Raw genomic sequence first — 16,360 nt, 5'->3', positions numbered from 1 at the left:
TGGTTAGCGAACGAAGATGACTCAGGAGAAACAACAACATGGCCCGAGCTTGTGCCCGACACATTTTGGTTAAAACCCGTGAAGAAGCGGAAAAACTCAAGGCCCGGATCGCCAAAGGGGAAGACTTTGGCAAGCTGGCGAAACAATATTCTCAGTGCCCCTCAAAAAAACGCGGTGGCGATCTCGGGGAGTTTGGTCCGGGGCAGATGGTCAAGGCCTTCGATCAAGTGGTGTTCAAAAAGCCGGTGCTGGAAGTACATGGTCCGGTCAAAACCCAGTTCGGTTTTCATCTGATCCAGACTATTTATCGTAATTAAGCTAAAGCCTGCGGCGGTTTTCTGGCAAAGGCTCGATAGCTCTGAGCCGTATCGTCGGCCAAAGTTCTACAGGCTGTGACTTCATCTTTCAGGTCGACAAAGTCTTCCAGCAGCTCCTGCAATTGCATGGGCGTGTGGTAACACATAGGCGTGCCCAGCCCTGAGGTGAAACATTTCGCCATGGGGGCGCAAAACTCAGTCAGGTGGAACAAACCACCCGGCTTAAGCACGCGTTTAAGCTCCAATATGGCGGCTTTTTGTGCCATTTCAGATGGCATGCAGGTCAAAACGGCGCAGCTCAACACCGCATCCAAACTCCAGTATTCTGGCATCGGGTTTCACCAAGTGGCAGAAGCGCTGCACATCGATTTCCAGATTGAGATTGACCTGGTTGGCAACCTTATCCCAAAGCTGCGCCGTCATTGCTTATCCTCATCAATAATGGAAACTTTATTGTTGAGGAACAAAGAGTTGGGAACCAGATGCGTCACGCCTTCATCCTTTACCGTGATATAACGCAGATTGAGATCCACCACAGTCCCCTTGGAGCCGGTAATATCGATTTTATTGCCAAGTTTTATCGGCTTATAAAGCACTATCATAATGCCGGCAATCAGGTTGGATATGGCATCTTTGAGAGCAAAACCCAGAGCAAAACCCGTGAGCCCGAGCCCGGCAACCAAGGCGCCAACATCAAAGCCCAACTTGGATAAGGCCAAGACGGCACCGATAAATATCAGTACCACGCGCTGGGAGTTGGAGATCAAGCGAAACGATTCGCTGGCTGCCGAGTCAAAGCGGGCGGCCACTTGTTTCAGGAAACGGTCGATAACCAGGCTGACCACCACAAATGCAGCAAACACCAGGATTGCCTGGATGACATTTTCATTCATTCTTCTGCTCCGAATAATTAAATCTTAATCGTTGAAATTTTCAGTTTTCCGCCCCAAATAACCAAAGGTTGAGATAGAAGCAAGAGTCAATCTTTAAGTTTCAGTCACTTACGAAAACTAGGCTCGACGTTTTATCGAGCAATTCCCCTGGTTCTGACTGCAAACGGTTTTATACTGCAGAATAGAGTATTTGCTACCTGCGTTATTGTATCTGGCACTCTGGCTGGGTATAAGTGGATAACATTTTGCGAGGACGATAATCATGAAGGCCGTATCCGAGAACAAACGGGTTTTGTTACTGTTGCTGTTACCTGTTGTTCTCTTGCTGCTATCAGCGGAGTTATTACTAAGGCCAGTGACCTCTATAATAGTCAAAAATCAGTTCAAGCTCATGGAAGAGTACCTTAGCCAGAGACAGCACTCTATCAATGACATTATTCTCCACCAAGTACCAGAGTTTCATTTTGATTGTGGCCCGCAAGACGCCAAACTATTGCGATCACCGGAAAATTACAATCGCTATTTTCGGGTGATGGGGATAAAAACCAAAACCGGCATGGGCTGCAGTTCGCTCGGCTCGGATTTACTATTGCCGGATCTTCCCGATGAGGCCTTCATAGGGCGGGGCTTTGGCCTTACCACTACAGGCGCCATGTTCGACACCGAGCAGGAACTCTTGATTTATTTCAGAAGCAATGGCAATACCGCTTACTGGATTTTGGACAGCAGTTGGATCCGTGAAATTATCAATCTTCCCTGCCGCGATTGTTTTTACATAGAGTTTCTACATCATGCCCCAGGTTCCGAAGGGCTGGTATTTGAGCGCGGCAATCGCTCGGTACCCAAAGAATCTCATGTGCATTTTCTCAGTGTGATGGACAAGCGGCATCAAGTGGAACAAAAACTCTGGTTTGGAAAGAAACTCGATGATTATGCCAGAGAAAAGATCTTTGTTTATGGTTTACCCTTGAGCGTGTTACTCGGAATGCTGCTCGCCGGGGCTTATTGGCTCTATCTGAGCTACCACAGTTCGCTCAAGAGTATGATCCAAAGGGGAATTGCCCGGCAGGAGTTTATCCCTTTCTATCAACCCATAGTCGATATTAATCAGGGCAAAATTGTCGGTTATGAAGTCCTGGTGCGCTGGAAGAAGGGCAAGGAGTTTATTCCCCCGGCCGCCTTTGTCGAGCATGCCGAAGCCTGTGGCCTGATCATTCCCATTACCGAATCTTTGCTGCAGCAGGTACTGCAACAACTGCCGAAGCTGGAGAGCGGTACTTGGGTCAGTATCAACCTGGTGGCAAAACATCTTGAGGAGGCTCATGTCAGTCGCGTGCTGCAACAGCATAATTGGCCGGAGCCGGACAGACTTAAATTTGAGATCACCGAACGTTTGCCTATTGCCGACATTGACGCTGCCAGGCAGGAAATCGCCAGGCTGACAGAGAGGGGGTACAGCTTTAAAATTGATGACTTCGGCACCGGATATGGCGGTTTTAAGTATATTCAAACCTTGGGGATCGACAGCATCAAGATAGATAAGATGTTTATCGATACCATAGGCACCAATGACCTCAAGCGTGGTGTGCTGGATGCCATTATCGCCTTTGGTATGGAGTCAGGGCTTGAGATGATAGTCGAAGGAGTGGAGACCGCGGAGCAGGTGGAATACCTCAAAGAGCGCGGTATATTCCTGCTGCAGGGATATTATTTCGCCCGCCCCATGCCGGTAGAGGAACTGACAACCGTGAAATCAGATGAAGCTCCTTAATGGTAGAAACCTTAGCGGCAAAAACCTTAGTGAAACCGGCCACTCTTGAACTTGCAAGCGATTATTACCTGAGCAATTTTGAACTCTTGCTGGAGGGTAGCCGCCGCTATCTGGATATTTTGCCAAGCGAGCTTGCCAGGTTACGCGCGGCATACCTTGCCTGCTCCAAGCCTTCGCGGATGTTGCTGGTGCGTCTCTTGTCCCGCAAGGGCGAGTGGTTTCGCACCGATAAGCTTAACTACCCGGAAATAGGGGCTCTGGAGCCTGCGATAAAGGGGCTTGAGCAAGCGGAGCTCATCAGCACTTCATCATTGCCAAATACTGAAACCTGGCTCAAAGGCGTCACCCTCACAGAGCTGCGCCGGGCGCTTCTCAAACTGCAACAGAGTCGAGCCTCGGAGGGCGAGAATAGTCTTGGGGGGCTGGTCGATATTGCGCAGCATCTAGGTAAAAACATAAATGGTGCCTCAAAGGAGACGCTGAAACGTACCATGCTGGCGCTCGGGCCCGAAGACTCACAGTTATTGATTGGCGAACTGAACTCGGAGCTGGGCATAGAATGGCTTGAGCTTAAATGCCAGAGGCTTCTCGATGGCCTATTGCTGCTCTATTTTGGCAACCGTTATCAGGATCTGAGCCAGTTTGTGCTCAGCGATCTGGGCTTGCAGCGCTTTGAAGTCACTGTGCTGGACAAGGCCCACCGCGCCTATGACAGCTCAGAGCAGCTTAACGTCGCGTTGGCATTTGGCCATATGAGTCAGCAGATAGAAGAGGCGATTCTTGCCAAACAGCCGCTGGATATTCCATTACTGCTTGAGCAGCTTAACGCCGTTTCAGCGATGCCCGAGGCTAACCCCTTACTCGAGCGGCGCCGGCAAAAACTACTGACGCTGATAGGCCGCGAGGCCGAAAGGCAAGGGCAAACCACTCTTGCCATCAGTGTTTATTCGCAGTGCGAACATTGGCAGGCAAGGGAACGCCTGTGCCGCTGCCTGGAAAAACAGGCTCAGTGGCAGGCTCTGACTCATGCGCTGCTGCATCTTTGCGACCTTGCCGGTAATGAGAGTCAGTGGCAAATCATTGAGCGCATTGGCAAACGCCTGCTTAAAAAATTGCCAAATGGCAAAGACAACAAGTTTGCCCCACCATCAGGCCATGGTGAAGCGCCTGATTCCTTGGCGCTTGAATCTTTGATGTTAAGGCTGCAAGCGCTGAATGAAAATGTGCCGGGTAGACTGGGTGCGCCGCCAGCGATAACTCTACAACTCACTCCCAATGGTGAACGAGTTGAAATGCGTGTCGCTGCGCACTTTGAAGCGCTCGGTTACCGGGCGTTTTTTCTCGAGAATGCCTTGCTTTGTGGCCTCTTTGGACTCGCCTTTTGGGACATTATTTTTGCCCCCGTTAAGGCGGTATTCGATAATCCATTTCAGCGCAGCCCACGGGATATGTTCACCGAGGAGTTTGTCAGTCGGCGTCAAGAGGCCATCACGGCGCGTCTTGATGAAATCGCTCGGGAGCCCGGCGCTGTTATTTGGCGCCATTTTCAGCAAAAGCAAGGACTGGCAAACGATTGGGTTTACTGGGAAAACCTGCCGAAACAGGCGCTGGAGCTAACGCTGGCGGCACTTTCCGGCGCGAGGCTCGCTCAGGTATTTGAATGTATGCTTGGCGATCTCAAGCATTACCGCAGTGGCCATCCGGATCTTGTGTTATTTGACGCCGAAGGGCGTATCAGCTGGCTTGAAGTCAAAGGCCCGGGCGATAAACTGGCCGATCATCAAATATACTGGCTCAACTTCCTCAGTGACTTGGGAGAGGCAAGGGTTTGCTATGTTGACTGGGTAACGGCTGGCGAGTGTAAATAAGGTAAATAGCATTAAGGTAAGAATGATTGTTATTTAATATTGGCCAATAACAGTCAATTAACAGGTTGCCCACCGGCGGCCTGTACCATGTGGAAACCTTAATTGAAGTTCAGAGTCAGCAAATCATCGCTCCATTTCGCCCGCATCGTTCATATCTATGTTTCCATGGCACTGCTGCTGTTGATGCTGTTCTTTGCCTTTACCGGCATCACTCTCAATCATCCTGATTGGTTTATCCGCCAGGGTGGAGAAAGCCTGGCATCGGAAGAAGTCCTGCCGGGATTTTTGTTGCCGGTGAATAGTGAAGATCCGGATTGGCGCGAAGCCACAGCGCATTGGCTCAGTAGCCACTGGGGAGTGGATGGTCACAGCGCCGAGTTCAGTGAAGATGAAGTGGCGCTGGTGCACAAGGGGCCTGGGCGCTATCAGAGTATTACCCTGGATCTGCTGGACGGGAAAGCCTATATCGAGCAGATAGATTATGGTCTTATCGCAGTACTCAATGATCTGCATAAGGGCCGTAACAGCGGCACCTTGTGGGTTTGGCTACTGGATCTCAGCTCAATTCTTATCATCCTGTTTTCCCTGACCGGCGCTTTCCTGCTGTTGCCTCAGAGCCGTAGATTGAAAAAATCCTTACTGGCCATGGCCGGTGTCAGCAGTGCCTGTGCCCTTATTTATCTGTTGTTTGTTCCTTGAGTTCAAAGTAACAAATAGCAAAGCATGAACTCGTACCCACCTTTGGTGTGTTGTGAATGGAGAATGTATGAATGGCAAACCTTTGAAAACCAGATTGTCTCTGTCTCTGGCGGTATTACTGAGTAGTAGCTTAACTCTGGCGCAGGCCAATGCCGATTCGCTGGAGATTAATCTGACACTGCCGGAAATCACCACGGGCCAATACCACAGGCCTTACACAGCCGTGTGGGTGGAAGATGCCAAAGGGCAGAGCGTGCGAACCTTGAGCCTTTGGGTCATGCAGGAAGGCGAGGGATACAAGTGGCTGAAAGACATTCGTCGCTGGTGGCGCAAGGCCGGGCGGGATGACATGAACTTTGTCGATGCCATTGCATCGGCAACAAGGCCTGCGGGCAAGTATCCAATCAGCTGGGACCTCAAAGATGACCAAGGGGCTAAGGTTGCCAACGGTAAATATACCTTGCTGGTGGAAGTGGTACGTGAGCACGGCGGCCGGGATTTGGTACGACACAAATTTCAGCTCGACGGCAAGCCCTTCAAAGCTGAAATAGCGCCCACCATAGAAACCGGCACGATTAGCCTTCAATACCTAGTGGAGTAAAAGATGATGAAAACAAGCAAACTCTTGTTGGCCCTGGGGGCCTGTCTGTTGGCACAAACGGCGCAGGCCCATGACAGATTTATACTGCCCAGCCAGTTCAATGTCTCTGCCGATCCCGGTAAAGGTGTGTGGATCACTTCAGATGTCAGCGCCAGTAATGAAGTCTTCCTGTTTGATAAACCTTTTGGCTCTGAAGATGTGCAAATCATCACGCCGTCCGGCACCAAGGAGCGGCCATCCTCAAGCTACCGCGGCAGCCGTAAGTCTGTGTTTGACTATCGCCTGACCGAAGACGGCACCTACAGATTCGAGAAAGAGACCCAGCCAAGATATATGTCGCGCTATAAGCTCAAGGGCCAGCAAGACAGCGTCCGTAGCCGTACCGACAAGCAAACCATCAAGGCGATGATGCCCAAAGGAGCGTACGATCTCGAAGGGGCGCTGTATTTCTCTCGGGTCGAGTCCTATGTCACCCTCAACAAGCCAAGTGACAAGGCTTTTGAAGTGAAAGGGGAATACCTGGAACTCAAACCCTTGACCCATCCGGCTGACATAGTCGAGCAGGAACCCACTGAGCTGCAATTCTATTTCCAGGGTAAAGTGATTGCCGGTGTGGAAGTTGCGATTGTGAAGGAAGGCACGCTTTATCGTAACCAGAAACAGGAATTGACGCTGACCTCAGACAAAGAAGGCAAAGTGAGTTTTGAACTGCCCAGCGCCGGCCGCTATATGTTGCATGCATCATTCGAGCAACCTAACGCCGACACTCGTCTTGCGGATAAGACAGTCAGTGAAATTTTCCTCACTTTCGAGGCCGGTCTGCAATAACCTTTGGTAAATAAATTGCTCTAAGCTGGCACTTTCAAGGCTTATCACCTTATGAGTGCCTGTCACACTTGTATTGCTGCGGCTTTCAGCCGCATTGATTTTTGGAGGCACTGTATCTTGTGATCTGAACCTTTAATTATCTTGGAAAGCTTTCCTGTTTTATTATCAATAATATCAGTAGTCTCCAGCACTCTTTCTGAGCTTTTGGGGTAGAGAATAGCGAGATTTTCTTTGAACCATGTCAAGGGATTAAAAATCCCCCTGGATGTCACTGTTTCAGGGGGAAGTCTTTCAGTCCTTGGTGCGTTTCTTGAGTCCAAGCCCCAACTCGCGGCCGCGCTTGCGGGCGTAGAAGGGCATGCTGATCAGTAAGCATGCGATCAATAGACTCTCAATCAGCGCAAACCACCATTCATTGCCCTGGGCTATATAGAGCAAGGTCAAGCCGTGCAAAAAATAGAGACAGAGAATGAAGCTGGCCCAAGCAAAGGTATAGGGGTTGCCTTTGAGGATCCCCGCTAGCGGCAGCAGCAAGGGCACCAGCCAAAGACTGGTAAACAGCAGTGAGTATTCGCCGTTGAGCCCCTTATCGATAAAGGCATAGGCCAACAAGGCCGTCAGTAACAGATAGCCCGTGCGTGAGACTTGTAATAGCGCATGACTGCTCATTTACAGGATCGCCAACACGTTTTCCGGTGGACGGCCAATGGCGGCTTTACCCTTGGCAAGCACGATTGGTCGTTCTATCAACTTGGGAGTAGCTACCATGGCGGCAATCAACTGGGCTTCTGTCAGCTCAGGATTATTCAACCCCTGAGCCTTGTATTCTTCTTCTTTGGTGCGCATCAGTTCACGGGCACTGATGCCCAGTTTGGCCAACAGCTCACTGATTGTGGCAGCATCGGGTACTTGTTTCAGATACTCGACAATCTGGATTTCGACGCCTTTGGACTCCAGTAGTGCCAGTGTTTCACGGCTCTTGGAGCAGCGTGGATTATGGAAAATAGTGACCTGGGTCATGGGTTTTCTCTTTACCTTGGCTGAAAAGTGCGACGATGATAGCAAAAATCTGCGCTGACGTCAGGGGAAAGTGGCCCGGCGAATGGGCCAATGAAAACCAGCATAATCAAAGTTTAAGCAAACTATTTCTTCAATTCGTCCAGCGCCCTGTCAGCGATTCGGAATTGGCGTATCTTGGCCTCGATTCTGGCAATCTGCAATGGCTGACCATCGGCGGCCTTGTAGGCAAAGTTGAGCTGATCGATAGCCCCCTTATAATTGGCCCGCAGAGCCATGGATTCCGCATTGGAAAAGTGTTCCAGCGTCTTATTACCGGTTTGTTTGTAAGCTTCGGTGAGTAATTGATAGGGCAAGGGATTTTGCTTATCCAGAAACGCCATGTCCTCGAGGATCGGGATTGCCCGCTCTGGCTGTTTACTTTCGAGATAAACGCTGGCCAGGTTGGCGTTGATCACTTGGGAGGTAGGTTTGAGCCGTCGCTGGGCTTCCAACATCTTTATCGCGCCCTGATAATCTTTACGCTCCACCAGCAGGTCGGTTTTGGTATCGAGATAGAAGAGGTTGTCCTGATCTTTTTCCAGCAATTGATCTATGAGTTGCTCGGATTGTTTGAAGTCCTTGAGGCGAAACAATGCCAATGCCTTACCATAGAGGGCCGCATCTTTAAAAGCATAGTTATGCTTGGCTAATTGGGTTTCAAAAAGTGACAGAGCCGCATCGTCGCTGTAGCTGGAAAAGCGCACCTGGATCCTGGCCTTGGCCAGGTGGAAGTTAAGGTTGTCTGCCACATATCTGTGTGGATACTGAGCCGCGCGGTTACGGGCATCGGTGATCCGCGACTCGGGCAGGGGGTGAGTCAGCAGCATTTGCGGCGGCTTGGAGGTAAAACGGTAACGGGCCGCCAGTTTGCCGAAGAAGTTGGCCGAGGCGTTGGGATCAAAACCTGATTCCACCAGAATTTGCATGCCTATCCTGTCGGCTTCTTTTTCATGCAAGCGGGTATAGTTTATTTTGGACTGGGTCGACAGCGCCTGAGTGGTGGCCAGTGCCGCCATCCCGGCCTGAGGCGCCGCTATGGTCAGCAATATTGCGCCGAGCAGCCCGGCAATGGTGGCCGGACTGGCTTTCTCCTGGGCTTCGAGTGAGCGCGCCAGGTGCCTCTGGGTTACGTGAGTAATTTCGTGCGCCAGTACCGAGGCCAATTCACTTTCATTGTCGGCGTTGAGAAATAGGCCTGTATGGATTGCCACATGGCCGCCGAAAAAGGCAAAGGCGTTGATTTCATCGTTTCGCAGCAGGAAAAAGTAGAAGGGTGTCTTGACTCCGGTGGCATGCGCCACCAATTTGTTACCCAGTTCTGTGGCATATTGGCTCAAAACAGGATCGGATAACACAGGCGCCTGGGAACGAATGACCCGCATATAGGCGTCACCATAGACCATCTCTTTTTCGAGACTGAAGGTGTTGACGGCGGCGGTACCGAGATCCGGCAGGTCGTTATTGGCGAAACTATGGCTGGCGGTGGCAAGTAAAAGGGTAGTGGCACCGGCCAGAATGGATTGTCGGAACTTGGAAAAAGTCAAAGTACTCAAGCTGATTAAATTTCCTGTATGCCACTAATGCATAACTGCCTGGCTTGTGGTTTCAGTTGCAACTTAGGATAATAGCCGAGGTTTATGTTTAGCAAGCTCATCATGGTTTTAATTGATTTAACTCAGAGTCGATGTCCCGAAGCCCTGGTCAAGGCCAAGATGGCGATGAAACGTTTGCTGCCCGGTGAAACTCTGTGTCTCTTGCTTTCAGACCCAGGATCGCGGCAGGATGTTCCCCGTTTCGCCAAAAAACAGGGTTATGATTGTCGGATAGCGTCCGATGAGTCGGCCGTTTTGCGTTTACATGTCTCAGTTACCCAACAGGGTAGAAGCGCAGAATCTAACTAGACAGCTTCTTGACGAAGCGATAATCAAGATGGCGTAGCCATCATCAGCACAGGAATCCCGGATGTTTAGCTATTTGAGTCGTTGGTACCAGGCCCGCTTCAGTGATCCTCAGGCTCTGACACTATTGTTTATTCTGCTTGGCATCGCCTTGACCATTTACTTTGCCGGTGGTTTGTTGATGCCGCTGCTGGTCGCTCTGGTATTGGCCTTTTTGCTGGAATGGCCGGTGGCACAGATGGCGAGGATAGGGGTAAGCCGCACTGCAGCAGCCTCTTTGGTGCTGATCCTCTTTATCGGCTTGATGATCTTGTTGTCATTCGGCTTGATCCCCAGCATCTGGCGCCAAGGGGCTGCACTGCTTAGCGACCTGCCCAATATGCTCGACAAAGGAATAATCCTTTTGCAGGAGCAGGCGCAACAATATCCGCAGTTTATCTCAACAGATCAGCTAGATACCATGGTGTCCGAACTCAAAAAATTGCTCGATACCCAGCATCTCTTGGATATTGCCACTCAGCTCCTTGGCTATTCGGCATCCTTGCTGGTATTGATGGTTTACGCCATCCTGGTGCCTTTGCTGGTGTTCTTCTTCCTCAAGGATAAAGATGAACTGATCCGCGGCAGTAAGCGTTTTTTCCCCAGCAATCGTGAGCTGGCCCGTAAGGTTTGGTTCGAGATGAATCAGCAGATCTTCAATTACATTCGTGGCAAGGTGATTGAAATTGTAATAGTCGGGGTCGTGAGCTACGTGTTCTTCGCCTTGATGGATCTGCGTTATGCAGCGTTGCTTGGGGTGTTGACCGGACTTTCAGTGCTGATCCCATACGTTGGTGCCACCTTGGTGACCTTACCGATTGCCCTGGTTGCCTTCTTCCAGTGGGGTGTCAGCCCCGAGTTCGGTTATTTGATGCTGGGTTACGGCATCATTCAGGCGCTGGATGGCAACCTGCTGGTGCCTTTACTCTTCTCCGATGCGGTGGACTTGCACCCGGTGATCATCATAGCCGCTGTGTTGGTTTTCGGCGGTCTTTGGGGCGTTTGGGGGGTTTTCTTTGCGATCCCGCTGGCCTCTCTGGTCAAGGCTGTACTGAACGCCTGGCCCAATGCCGAAGCTGATACGGCCAAAAACGCAGCCTTAGAGGCGCAAGCCGAATAGGGCGGTAAATTTCAAGTTAACCGACACAGGCGGCCTATGGTCGCCTGTGTTTTAAGCAATGCCTGTTTCTGTTTATAAGCCGGTATTTATTCCGGTAACAGGTGATTTCTGGCACTCGCCGCCAATGCCCTGAATACCAACGTGGTCTGCTTAGCCTTGAGGTTCCAGTGCTGCCAATAGAGTGGTACCCGCATCCGCATCATGGGTGTCAGCTCTATCAGGCGCCCGGATGCCAGCAACGGCCGGGCTTGCAGATGGCCCACCAGTCCATAACCCAACCCCTGCAAAATAGCTTCCAGAAAGCCTTCCGATGACGGCACTGTGTGTTGCCACCATTGTCCCGGCAGCATCTCGAAGTAGCGCTTCAAGTACTTTTCATGCAGCTTGTCGCGGGTGGAGAATACCACTGCCGGTGCCGAGGCCAGTGAATCATTATTCGGCAGGCCGTCGAAAAAGCGTTCGGCAAACTCAGGCGTGGCCACACAGGCATACTCCATTACCCCGAGAAACTCGCTGGAGCAGCCGTTCATCGCTTGTCCCAAAGTGGTCACGCAGCCAACCGCTTCACCGTTTTTCAACAGGTGATGAGTGTAAGACTCGTCATCCACTATCAGCTCCAACAGCCAACCGCGGCGGGCGAACATAGAACTGATAGCCGGCAAAAACCAGGTTGCCAGACTGTCCGCATTCACCGCGATTCTCACCACAGTGGGCATGGCCGGATCGTCGGCATCCATTTCGGCTCTAAGCTCAGTCTCTAACAATTCGACCTGAGCATAGTGGCGTAAAAGCCGCTTGCCTGTTGGTGTCGGCACTACAGGGTTACTTCTGATGAGCAGCGCCTGTCCCACTCTTTCTTCCAGCTGCTTTATCCGTTGTGATACCGCCGATTGGGTCACATGCAACCGTTTGGCTGCCCGCTCAAAGCCGCCTTCGGCTACCACCACCGACAGTGCCTTGAGATGACTGTAGTCCAGCATAACGACTCCTTGGGTTAATTCTTGCTCGGTTATAAGTTTTGCTAATGACCAATAAAAAACATTAGTTATATTAATTTTCTTGCCGGGAGTAAACTGCCGCCATTGAAAACCTTTATTGGTCGCCGATTATTGCGACGACCTGCTGTTGGAGAGATTATGCAAACCGCTTTCATTCAGGGCATGGGGATAGGTGCCAGTTTGATCATTGCCGTGGGAGCTCAGAACGCCTTTGTATTGAAGCAGGGCATCAAACGTGCCTATCCGTTTCCTATCGCCTTGACCTGTTCTTTGATAGACGCCCTGATGATTACTGCAGGGGTCGCCGGGCTTGGTCAGTTGATCTTGGCCGTGCCGGCCATTAAACATCTGGCGAGCTTTGGCGGCGCCGCCTTTTTGTTGTGGTACGGCTTTAATGCGCTGCGTTCCTCGTTCAAGAGTCAGGGGTTGCAGACAGGGGATACCGAAGCGGCGGATTCGTTTCGCAAGGCGATGATCACCACCTTGGCGATCAGCTTTTTGAACCCACATCTGTATCTGGATACCGTAGTTTTACTGGGCAGCATAAGCACAAAGTTTGATACCGAGGTCAGGGGCTGGTTTGGTGCCGGGGCCGTACTGGCTTCCTTTATCTGGTTCTTTAGTTTGAGCTTTGGTGCGCGCCTGTTGGCTCCCGTGTTTAGCCGTCCCGCGGCCTGGCGTTATCTGGACAGGTTTATCTGGTTGACCATGTGGTCAATCGCTCTGGCTATCCTGTGGCCCTATTTTCAGGGAAGGGGTTTCTGAGGGAATTAGCTATTTTGCAGAAAAACCAAAGCCCGCATCGCGGGCTTTTTAGTGTCTCTGGCTTGGGCTATAGAAGCTTAGCTATTGTAATGAATGCCAGCAATAGAAGTTAGCAAACCAGCCGCGGGATTTATCCCTTGAGATAGTCCAGCACCACCTGATGGTGATCTTTGGTCTTGAACTTGTCGAACCTGTGGCTGATGGTGCCATCTTGGTCAATCAGAAAACTCAGGCGGTGAAGACCATCATAAACTTTGCCCATAAACTTTTTCTCGCCCCAGACACCGAAGGCATCGGCTACTGCGTGGTCTTCATCGCTGAGCAGGGTGAAGTTAAGCTCATGCTTATCGATAAACTTACCCAGTCTCGCCACGGGATCAATGCTTATTCCAAGCACGGTCACATTAAGTTCGTCCAGTTCCGCCTTGCTGTCTCTCAGGCCACAGGCTTGCACTGTGCAGCCTGGTGTCATCGCCTTGGGGTAGAAGTACACCAGTACCCGGCCTTTTTTCAGGCAATCTTGCAGTGAAACATTTTCATCGTTTTGGTTTTTAAGGGTGAAGAGTGGCGCTTTATCGCCTGCTTTTAAGGTGTTCATGCGTTCAATCCTTTTGATCTTTATCTGGGACAAGTGGGATTCAATCGGCCTTGGGAACCGCAATTCCTTGCATACGTTTGATGTTGCAGGTCAGGGACATCTCTTCGGCCAAGGCTTGGATGCTGGTTTCCAGCTTATCCAATTCGACTTTTTCCGGGATATTGATGGCCAGGAAAACGTGCTGGGTCTGGTTGCCGTCCGGCAGCTCTTCCGAGTAGGAGCGCACCGCACCGAGATCCAAAGACCTGTCAGCCAGAAACTGGGATATACGCTTCATTGTGCCGCGTTGATCTTGGCCATTGAAAGTTACTTCAATACGCGAGATATAATTTTGCGGCGTGTGCTTGGAAGTGCGCTTCATCACTGTCATCAGCTCAAGCTCGACACTGAGACTGGGAAGGCTGGTTTCTATCTTGGTAATGGATGCCCAGGAGCCGGACAACATCATAATCAGAGTAAACTCGTTGCCGAACAGCGCCATGCGGCTGTCGACTATGTCACAGTCGCAATCACTGGCCAATCTTGCCAGTTTGCTGACCAGGCCGGGACGGTCGGCCCCCATAGCGGTAACGACCAGGTAGTTGGTCATGAATTTTCCTCATATTTCCGGTATCATAGAGCGAAAACTCAGCCCCTTTGAGCTGAGTTTTTTGTGCAGTCAACCATGCTACCACAACTTATTCGATTTGTTAGCCCTGACAGTGCTTGTCATTGGCTGGCTGCACCAGTACCATAGCGAATCCTGAAATCTTGGGGACATAAGATGATAAACGGAAGCATCGTAGCCTTAATTACGCCCATGCAAGGCGATGGCTCAGTGGATTTTGCAAGTCTCGAACGTTTGGTGGAATTTCATATCGAACAGGGGACTGATGCCATAGTTGCAGTTGGTACCACAGGCGAATCAGCCACTCTGCCCATTCACGAACACCTTGAAGTGGTGTCGCAAACCCTTTCTTTTGCCGCAGGTCGTATTCCCGTTATCGGGGGGAATGGCGCTAATGCCACCGCCGAAGCCATAGAACTGACCCGGGGATTGTCGAAACTCGACGTGGCCGCCATGTTGGGGGTTACTCCTTACTATAACAAGCCGACGCCCAAAGGCTTGGTTGCCCATTATAAGGCGGTTGCAGCCAGCACGGATGTTCCCCAAATTCTGTATAACGTTCCCGGTCGTACTTCGGTTGACATGAAGCCGGAAACCGTTGCCCAGCTTTGTGATGTGCCTAATATCATTGGGGTTAAGGAAGCCACAGGCGACCTCTCCCGGGTGAAACAACTGCGTGAGCTTTGCGGTGATGATTTTCTACTGTTCAGTGGCGATGACGCCACAGCGCGTGAATTTTTGACCCTTGGCGGCAATGGGGTGATATCGGTTGCCAATAATATCGTCCCTAAAGCCTTCAAGGCCATGTGTGACGCGGCATTGCAAGGACGAGCCGTAGAGGCAAAAGCCGTTGATGAATCCCTGAGCGGCTTGTACAGCGCACTCTTTTGTGAGGCTAACCCAATACCGGTTAAGTGGGCAGTTCACCGTATGGGACTCATCAGCGAAGGCACAATTCGTTTGCCTCTGACTGAACTTTCTGAAGAGTTTCATGGTCTGTTGCTTAACGCAATGCAAAAAGCCGGGATAGAGGTTGAATAATTTAATGCTAAAGCAAGTTACCCCCTTAGTGATGGTTGTCGCTGTTGCAGCCTGCAGTACGCCGATTGATCGTCGCCAGGCCAACGGCGACTTCGAATACGTAGATGCCGGCACTTCAGCACCTTTGGTGATCCCGGAAGGTTTGGACACTCCAAGATTCAGTAAAGAGTTTGAGATCCCACAGCTTGGTGCCAAGAGCAATCCCGAGTTTGTCGGTGAAAAACTCGATATCCGCCCGCCTCTACAAGTACTGCCCATGGCGGAAGGCACTCATGTGGAAGAGGGCAGTGATAATATTAAAGTCGTGGTTGAGTCCATCGACAACAGCGTTGATCTTAAGCAGGAGATCTTCAGCACAGTTAAGGGTTACCTGCAAAAGCAAGGCTACGGCATAGTCTCTGAAGATTATGATAAAGGTTCTATCGAAACAGATTGGATTGAAACTGAGCAGGTACTCGATTCTTCCTGGTTTGGCAGCGATAAAGTATACCAGCTGCGCCAGCGTTTCCGTTTCGATGTCGAAGTTCGTCCTCATGGCCGTACCGGTAATTTGCTGATCACACTTATCGACCACGAAGAACATTATGACGGCTCAGAGCTGCCGGTATTGCTCAGCGGTGAAGATAAGCGCCGTTATACCATAGACATGCTCAACAGTGCCGTGGCCTATATGAGCCTCAAGCGTGAGCAGATGATCAAGGCCAACCGCATCAAGCAAAGTCTCGGCATTGATATGTCACTGCATCAGGGCGGTGACAGTGAAAGCTACTGGGTGGCCGATGCGCCGTTCAAGCGTACCTGGGATCGTCTACGGCTAGTACTGCCTGAGCTTGGCTTGGAAGTGGTAGACATGGACTCAAGTAAAGGCTTGTTCTACGTTAATCTGAATGACAACTCCGGCTTCTGGAGTTCCTTGTGGGGCGATAACAAGTTGGCGCTCAAAGAAGGCAGTTATCGTTTGTTGCTGAAAGAAGACGCCGCCAACAAAGAGCAGACTGAAATTCGTCTGCACGATGTGGCCGATCAGCCACTCGCCAATGAAACCATTGAAGCCGTTTATCAGAACCTAGCTGAGTTGATGCGCGAAGATCGTAAGGTGCGTTAAGCGCTTCTGGTTTATCACTGCGGGTTTGATTGGAAAGGCGCCGAATTCGGCGCCTTTTTTATTCAGTTGCCAAGCAATTGCGCCAGAGCCCTTTGGTAGTATCAACTGGTCCTTCCTGTAGCCACTTAACTTGTAATGTTTTTGTATGATTTT

At 50.8% G+C, this 16,360-nt stretch carries 20 protein-coding genes; 11 read left to right on the top strand and 9 right to left on the bottom strand.

Annotated features, from left to right (window positions below):
- The first annotated feature begins 38 nt into the window (after positions 1-38).
- Positions 39-317, top strand: coding sequence for a peptidylprolyl isomerase (locus ACMHXE_RS03295; protein ID WP_025010268.1), 279 nt, complete (start codon positions 39-41; stop codon positions 315-317).
- Here the strand turns inward: ACMHXE_RS03295 and ACMHXE_RS03290 are convergent.
- Genes ACMHXE_RS03290 through ACMHXE_RS03280 form a run of 3 tightly spaced genes read right to left on the bottom strand, consistent with a single transcriptional unit; the run spans position 314 to position 1,210 of the window.
- Positions 314-595 (bottom strand): hypothetical protein, encoded by a 282-nt coding sequence (locus ACMHXE_RS03290; RefSeq protein ID WP_412496124.1) that lies wholly within the window; start codon positions 593-595, stop codon positions 314-316. The two genes, ACMHXE_RS03295 and ACMHXE_RS03290, sit on opposite strands and share 4 nt — an antisense overlap.
- Entirely contained in the window at positions 585-740 is a 156-nt protein-coding gene (locus tag ACMHXE_RS03285) for a hypothetical protein (RefSeq protein WP_412496121.1), read from the bottom strand. Before ACMHXE_RS03285 ends, ACMHXE_RS03290 begins: the two co-directional genes overlap by 11 nt.
- A complete protein-coding gene (locus ACMHXE_RS03280) occupies positions 737-1,210 on the bottom strand; it encodes a mechanosensitive ion channel family protein (protein WP_093982769.1) in 474 nt (157 codons plus the stop codon). Before ACMHXE_RS03280 ends, ACMHXE_RS03285 begins: the two co-directional genes overlap by 4 nt.
- A gap of 391 nt (positions 1,211-1,601) precedes the next feature.
- On the opposite strand from ACMHXE_RS03280, the gene ACMHXE_RS03275 reads away from it, so the two are divergent.
- From ACMHXE_RS03275 to ACMHXE_RS03255, 5 genes are all read left to right on the top strand, one after another.
- Positions 1,602-2,981, top strand: coding sequence for an EAL domain-containing protein (locus ACMHXE_RS03275; RefSeq protein WP_412496120.1), 1,380 nt, complete (start codon positions 1,602-1,604; stop codon positions 2,979-2,981).
- Positions 2,981-4,849: a VRR-NUC domain-containing protein gene (locus ACMHXE_RS03270; RefSeq protein WP_412496119.1), complete on the top strand. Its 1,869-nt coding sequence runs from the start codon at positions 2,981-2,983 to the stop codon at positions 4,847-4,849. Before ACMHXE_RS03275 ends, ACMHXE_RS03270 begins: the two co-directional genes overlap by 1 nt.
- Positions 4,850-5,014: 165 nt before the next feature.
- Positions 5,015-5,548 (top strand): PepSY-associated TM helix domain-containing protein, encoded by a 534-nt coding sequence (locus ACMHXE_RS03265; protein ID WP_373296827.1) that lies wholly within the window; start codon positions 5,015-5,017, stop codon positions 5,546-5,548.
- A 67-nt stretch (positions 5,549-5,615) separates the two neighbouring features.
- Positions 5,616-6,149, top strand: a complete 534-nt coding sequence (locus ACMHXE_RS03260; RefSeq protein ID WP_413731373.1) for a DUF2271 domain-containing protein — start codon at positions 5,616-5,618, stop codon at positions 6,147-6,149.
- Between the two features lie 3 nt (positions 6,150-6,152).
- Positions 6,153-6,977 (top strand): DUF4198 domain-containing protein, encoded by an 825-nt coding sequence (locus tag ACMHXE_RS03255; RefSeq protein ID WP_412523045.1) that lies wholly within the window; start codon positions 6,153-6,155, stop codon positions 6,975-6,977.
- Positions 6,978-7,268: 291 nt separating this feature from the next.
- On the opposite strand, the gene ACMHXE_RS03250 is transcribed toward ACMHXE_RS03255, so the two are convergent.
- The 3 genes from ACMHXE_RS03250 to ACMHXE_RS03240 all read right to left on the bottom strand — a co-directional run bounded on the left by ACMHXE_RS03250 (position 7,269) and on the right by ACMHXE_RS03240 (position 9,589).
- Positions 7,269-7,646: a DUF2069 domain-containing protein gene (locus tag ACMHXE_RS03250; protein ID WP_101056321.1), complete on the bottom strand. Its 378-nt coding sequence runs from the start codon at positions 7,644-7,646 to the stop codon at positions 7,269-7,271.
- Positions 7,647-7,997, bottom strand: coding sequence for an arsenate reductase (glutaredoxin) (arsC, locus tag ACMHXE_RS03245; protein ID WP_101056322.1), 351 nt, complete (start codon positions 7,995-7,997; stop codon positions 7,647-7,649).
- Positions 7,998-8,119: 122 nt separating this feature from the next.
- Complete coding sequence (locus ACMHXE_RS03240) at positions 8,120-9,589, bottom strand: M48 family metalloprotease (RefSeq protein ID WP_101056323.1); 1,470 nt, start codon at positions 9,587-9,589, stop codon at positions 8,120-8,122.
- An 84-nt stretch (positions 9,590-9,673) separates the two neighbouring features.
- Between ACMHXE_RS03240 and ACMHXE_RS03235 the strand changes: the two genes are divergently transcribed.
- Positions 9,674-9,937 (top strand): sulfurtransferase TusA family protein, encoded by a 264-nt coding sequence (locus ACMHXE_RS03235; RefSeq protein WP_308427927.1) that lies wholly within the window; start codon positions 9,674-9,676, stop codon positions 9,935-9,937.
- A 61-nt stretch (positions 9,938-9,998) separates the two neighbouring features.
- Complete coding sequence (locus ACMHXE_RS03230) at positions 9,999-11,093, top strand: AI-2E family transporter (RefSeq protein WP_101056324.1); 1,095 nt, start codon at positions 9,999-10,001, stop codon at positions 11,091-11,093.
- A gap of 86 nt (positions 11,094-11,179) precedes the next feature.
- Here ACMHXE_RS03230 and ACMHXE_RS03225 read toward each other — a convergent pair whose 3' ends face one another.
- On the bottom strand, positions 11,180-12,073 hold the full coding sequence (locus ACMHXE_RS03225) for a LysR family transcriptional regulator ArgP (protein ID WP_101056325.1): 894 nt from the start codon (positions 12,071-12,073) through the stop codon (positions 11,180-11,182).
- 156 nt (positions 12,074-12,229) lie between these two features.
- Here ACMHXE_RS03225 and ACMHXE_RS03220 point away from each other — a divergent pair, with 156 nt between their 5' ends.
- Positions 12,230-12,856, top strand: coding sequence for a LysE/ArgO family amino acid transporter (locus tag ACMHXE_RS03220; RefSeq protein WP_101056326.1), 627 nt, complete (start codon positions 12,230-12,232; stop codon positions 12,854-12,856).
- 130 nt (positions 12,857-12,986) lie between these two features.
- Here ACMHXE_RS03220 and bcp read toward each other — a convergent pair whose 3' ends face one another.
- Both bcp and ACMHXE_RS03210 read right to left on the bottom strand, forming a co-directional pair.
- Positions 12,987-13,454: a thioredoxin-dependent thiol peroxidase gene (bcp, locus tag ACMHXE_RS03215; protein WP_101056327.1), complete on the bottom strand. Its 468-nt coding sequence runs from the start codon at positions 13,452-13,454 to the stop codon at positions 12,987-12,989.
- 40 nt (positions 13,455-13,494) lie between these two features.
- Complete coding sequence (locus ACMHXE_RS03210; RefSeq protein ID WP_101056328.1) at positions 13,495-14,043, bottom strand: glycine cleavage system protein R; 549 nt, start codon at positions 14,041-14,043, stop codon at positions 13,495-13,497.
- Positions 14,044-14,217: 174 nt separating this feature from the next.
- Here ACMHXE_RS03210 and dapA point away from each other — a divergent pair, with 174 nt between their 5' ends.
- A complete protein-coding gene (gene dapA / locus ACMHXE_RS03205) occupies positions 14,218-15,102 on the top strand; it encodes a 4-hydroxy-tetrahydrodipicolinate synthase (protein WP_165565059.1) in 885 nt (294 codons plus the stop codon).
- Positions 15,103-15,106: 4 nt separating this feature from the next.
- Positions 15,107-16,207 carry an outer membrane protein assembly factor BamC gene (gene bamC / locus ACMHXE_RS03200; RefSeq protein ID WP_165565060.1) on the top strand — a complete coding sequence of 367 codons (1,101 nt, stop codon included), beginning with the start codon at positions 15,107-15,109 and terminating at the stop codon, positions 16,205-16,207.
- The last annotated feature ends 153 nt before the right edge of the window (positions 16,208-16,360 follow it).

The sequence above is a fragment of the Shewanella sp. BJSY2023SW007 genome (genome assembly GCF_047314525.1).
Taxonomy (GTDB): domain Bacteria; phylum Pseudomonadota; class Gammaproteobacteria; order Enterobacterales; family Shewanellaceae; genus Shewanella; species Shewanella chilikensis.
The sequence above is the reverse complement of the archived record's forward strand: the minus strand, read 5'-3'. Positions and strand labels throughout refer to the sequence as shown.

Coding starts and splice junctions, on each gene's coding strand:
- ACMHXE_RS03295 (WP_025010268.1), top strand. CDS start 39: ATGGCCCGAGCTTGTGCCCGACACATTTTGGTTAAAACCCGTGAAGAA.
- ACMHXE_RS03290 (WP_412496124.1), bottom strand. CDS start 595: ATGCCATCTGAAATGGCACAAAAAGCCGCCATATTGGAGCTTAAACGC.
- ACMHXE_RS03285 (WP_412496121.1), bottom strand. CDS start 740: ATGACGGCGCAGCTTTGGGATAAGGTTGCCAACCAGGTCAATCTCAAT.
- ACMHXE_RS03280 (WP_093982769.1), bottom strand. CDS start 1,210: ATGAATGAAAATGTCATCCAGGCAATCCTGGTGTTTGCTGCATTTGTG.
- ACMHXE_RS03275 (WP_412496120.1), top strand. CDS start 1,602: ATGGAAGAGTACCTTAGCCAGAGACAGCACTCTATCAATGACATTATT.
- ACMHXE_RS03270 (WP_412496119.1), top strand. CDS start 2,981: ATGGTAGAAACCTTAGCGGCAAAAACCTTAGTGAAACCGGCCACTCTT.
- ACMHXE_RS03265 (WP_373296827.1), top strand. CDS start 5,015: ATGGCACTGCTGCTGTTGATGCTGTTCTTTGCCTTTACCGGCATCACT.
- ACMHXE_RS03260 (WP_413731373.1), top strand. CDS start 5,616: ATGAATGGCAAACCTTTGAAAACCAGATTGTCTCTGTCTCTGGCGGTA.
- ACMHXE_RS03255 (WP_412523045.1), top strand. CDS start 6,153: ATGATGAAAACAAGCAAACTCTTGTTGGCCCTGGGGGCCTGTCTGTTG.
- ACMHXE_RS03250 (WP_101056321.1), bottom strand. CDS start 7,646: ATGAGCAGTCATGCGCTATTACAAGTCTCACGCACGGGCTATCTGTTA.
- arsC (WP_101056322.1), bottom strand. CDS start 7,997: ATGACCCAGGTCACTATTTTCCATAATCCACGCTGCTCCAAGAGCCGT.
- ACMHXE_RS03235 (WP_308427927.1), top strand. CDS start 9,674: ATGTTTAGCAAGCTCATCATGGTTTTAATTGATTTAACTCAGAGTCGA.
- ACMHXE_RS03230 (WP_101056324.1), top strand. CDS start 9,999: ATGTTTAGCTATTTGAGTCGTTGGTACCAGGCCCGCTTCAGTGATCCT.
- ACMHXE_RS03225 (WP_101056325.1), bottom strand. CDS start 12,073: ATGCTGGACTACAGTCATCTCAAGGCACTGTCGGTGGTGGTAGCCGAA.
- ACMHXE_RS03220 (WP_101056326.1), top strand. CDS start 12,230: ATGCAAACCGCTTTCATTCAGGGCATGGGGATAGGTGCCAGTTTGATC.
- bcp (WP_101056327.1), bottom strand. CDS start 13,454: ATGAACACCTTAAAAGCAGGCGATAAAGCGCCACTCTTCACCCTTAAA.
- ACMHXE_RS03210 (WP_101056328.1), bottom strand. CDS start 14,043: ATGACCAACTACCTGGTCGTTACCGCTATGGGGGCCGACCGTCCCGGC.
- dapA (WP_165565059.1), top strand. CDS start 14,218: ATGATAAACGGAAGCATCGTAGCCTTAATTACGCCCATGCAAGGCGAT.
- bamC (WP_165565060.1), top strand. CDS start 15,107: ATGCTAAAGCAAGTTACCCCCTTAGTGATGGTTGTCGCTGTTGCAGCC.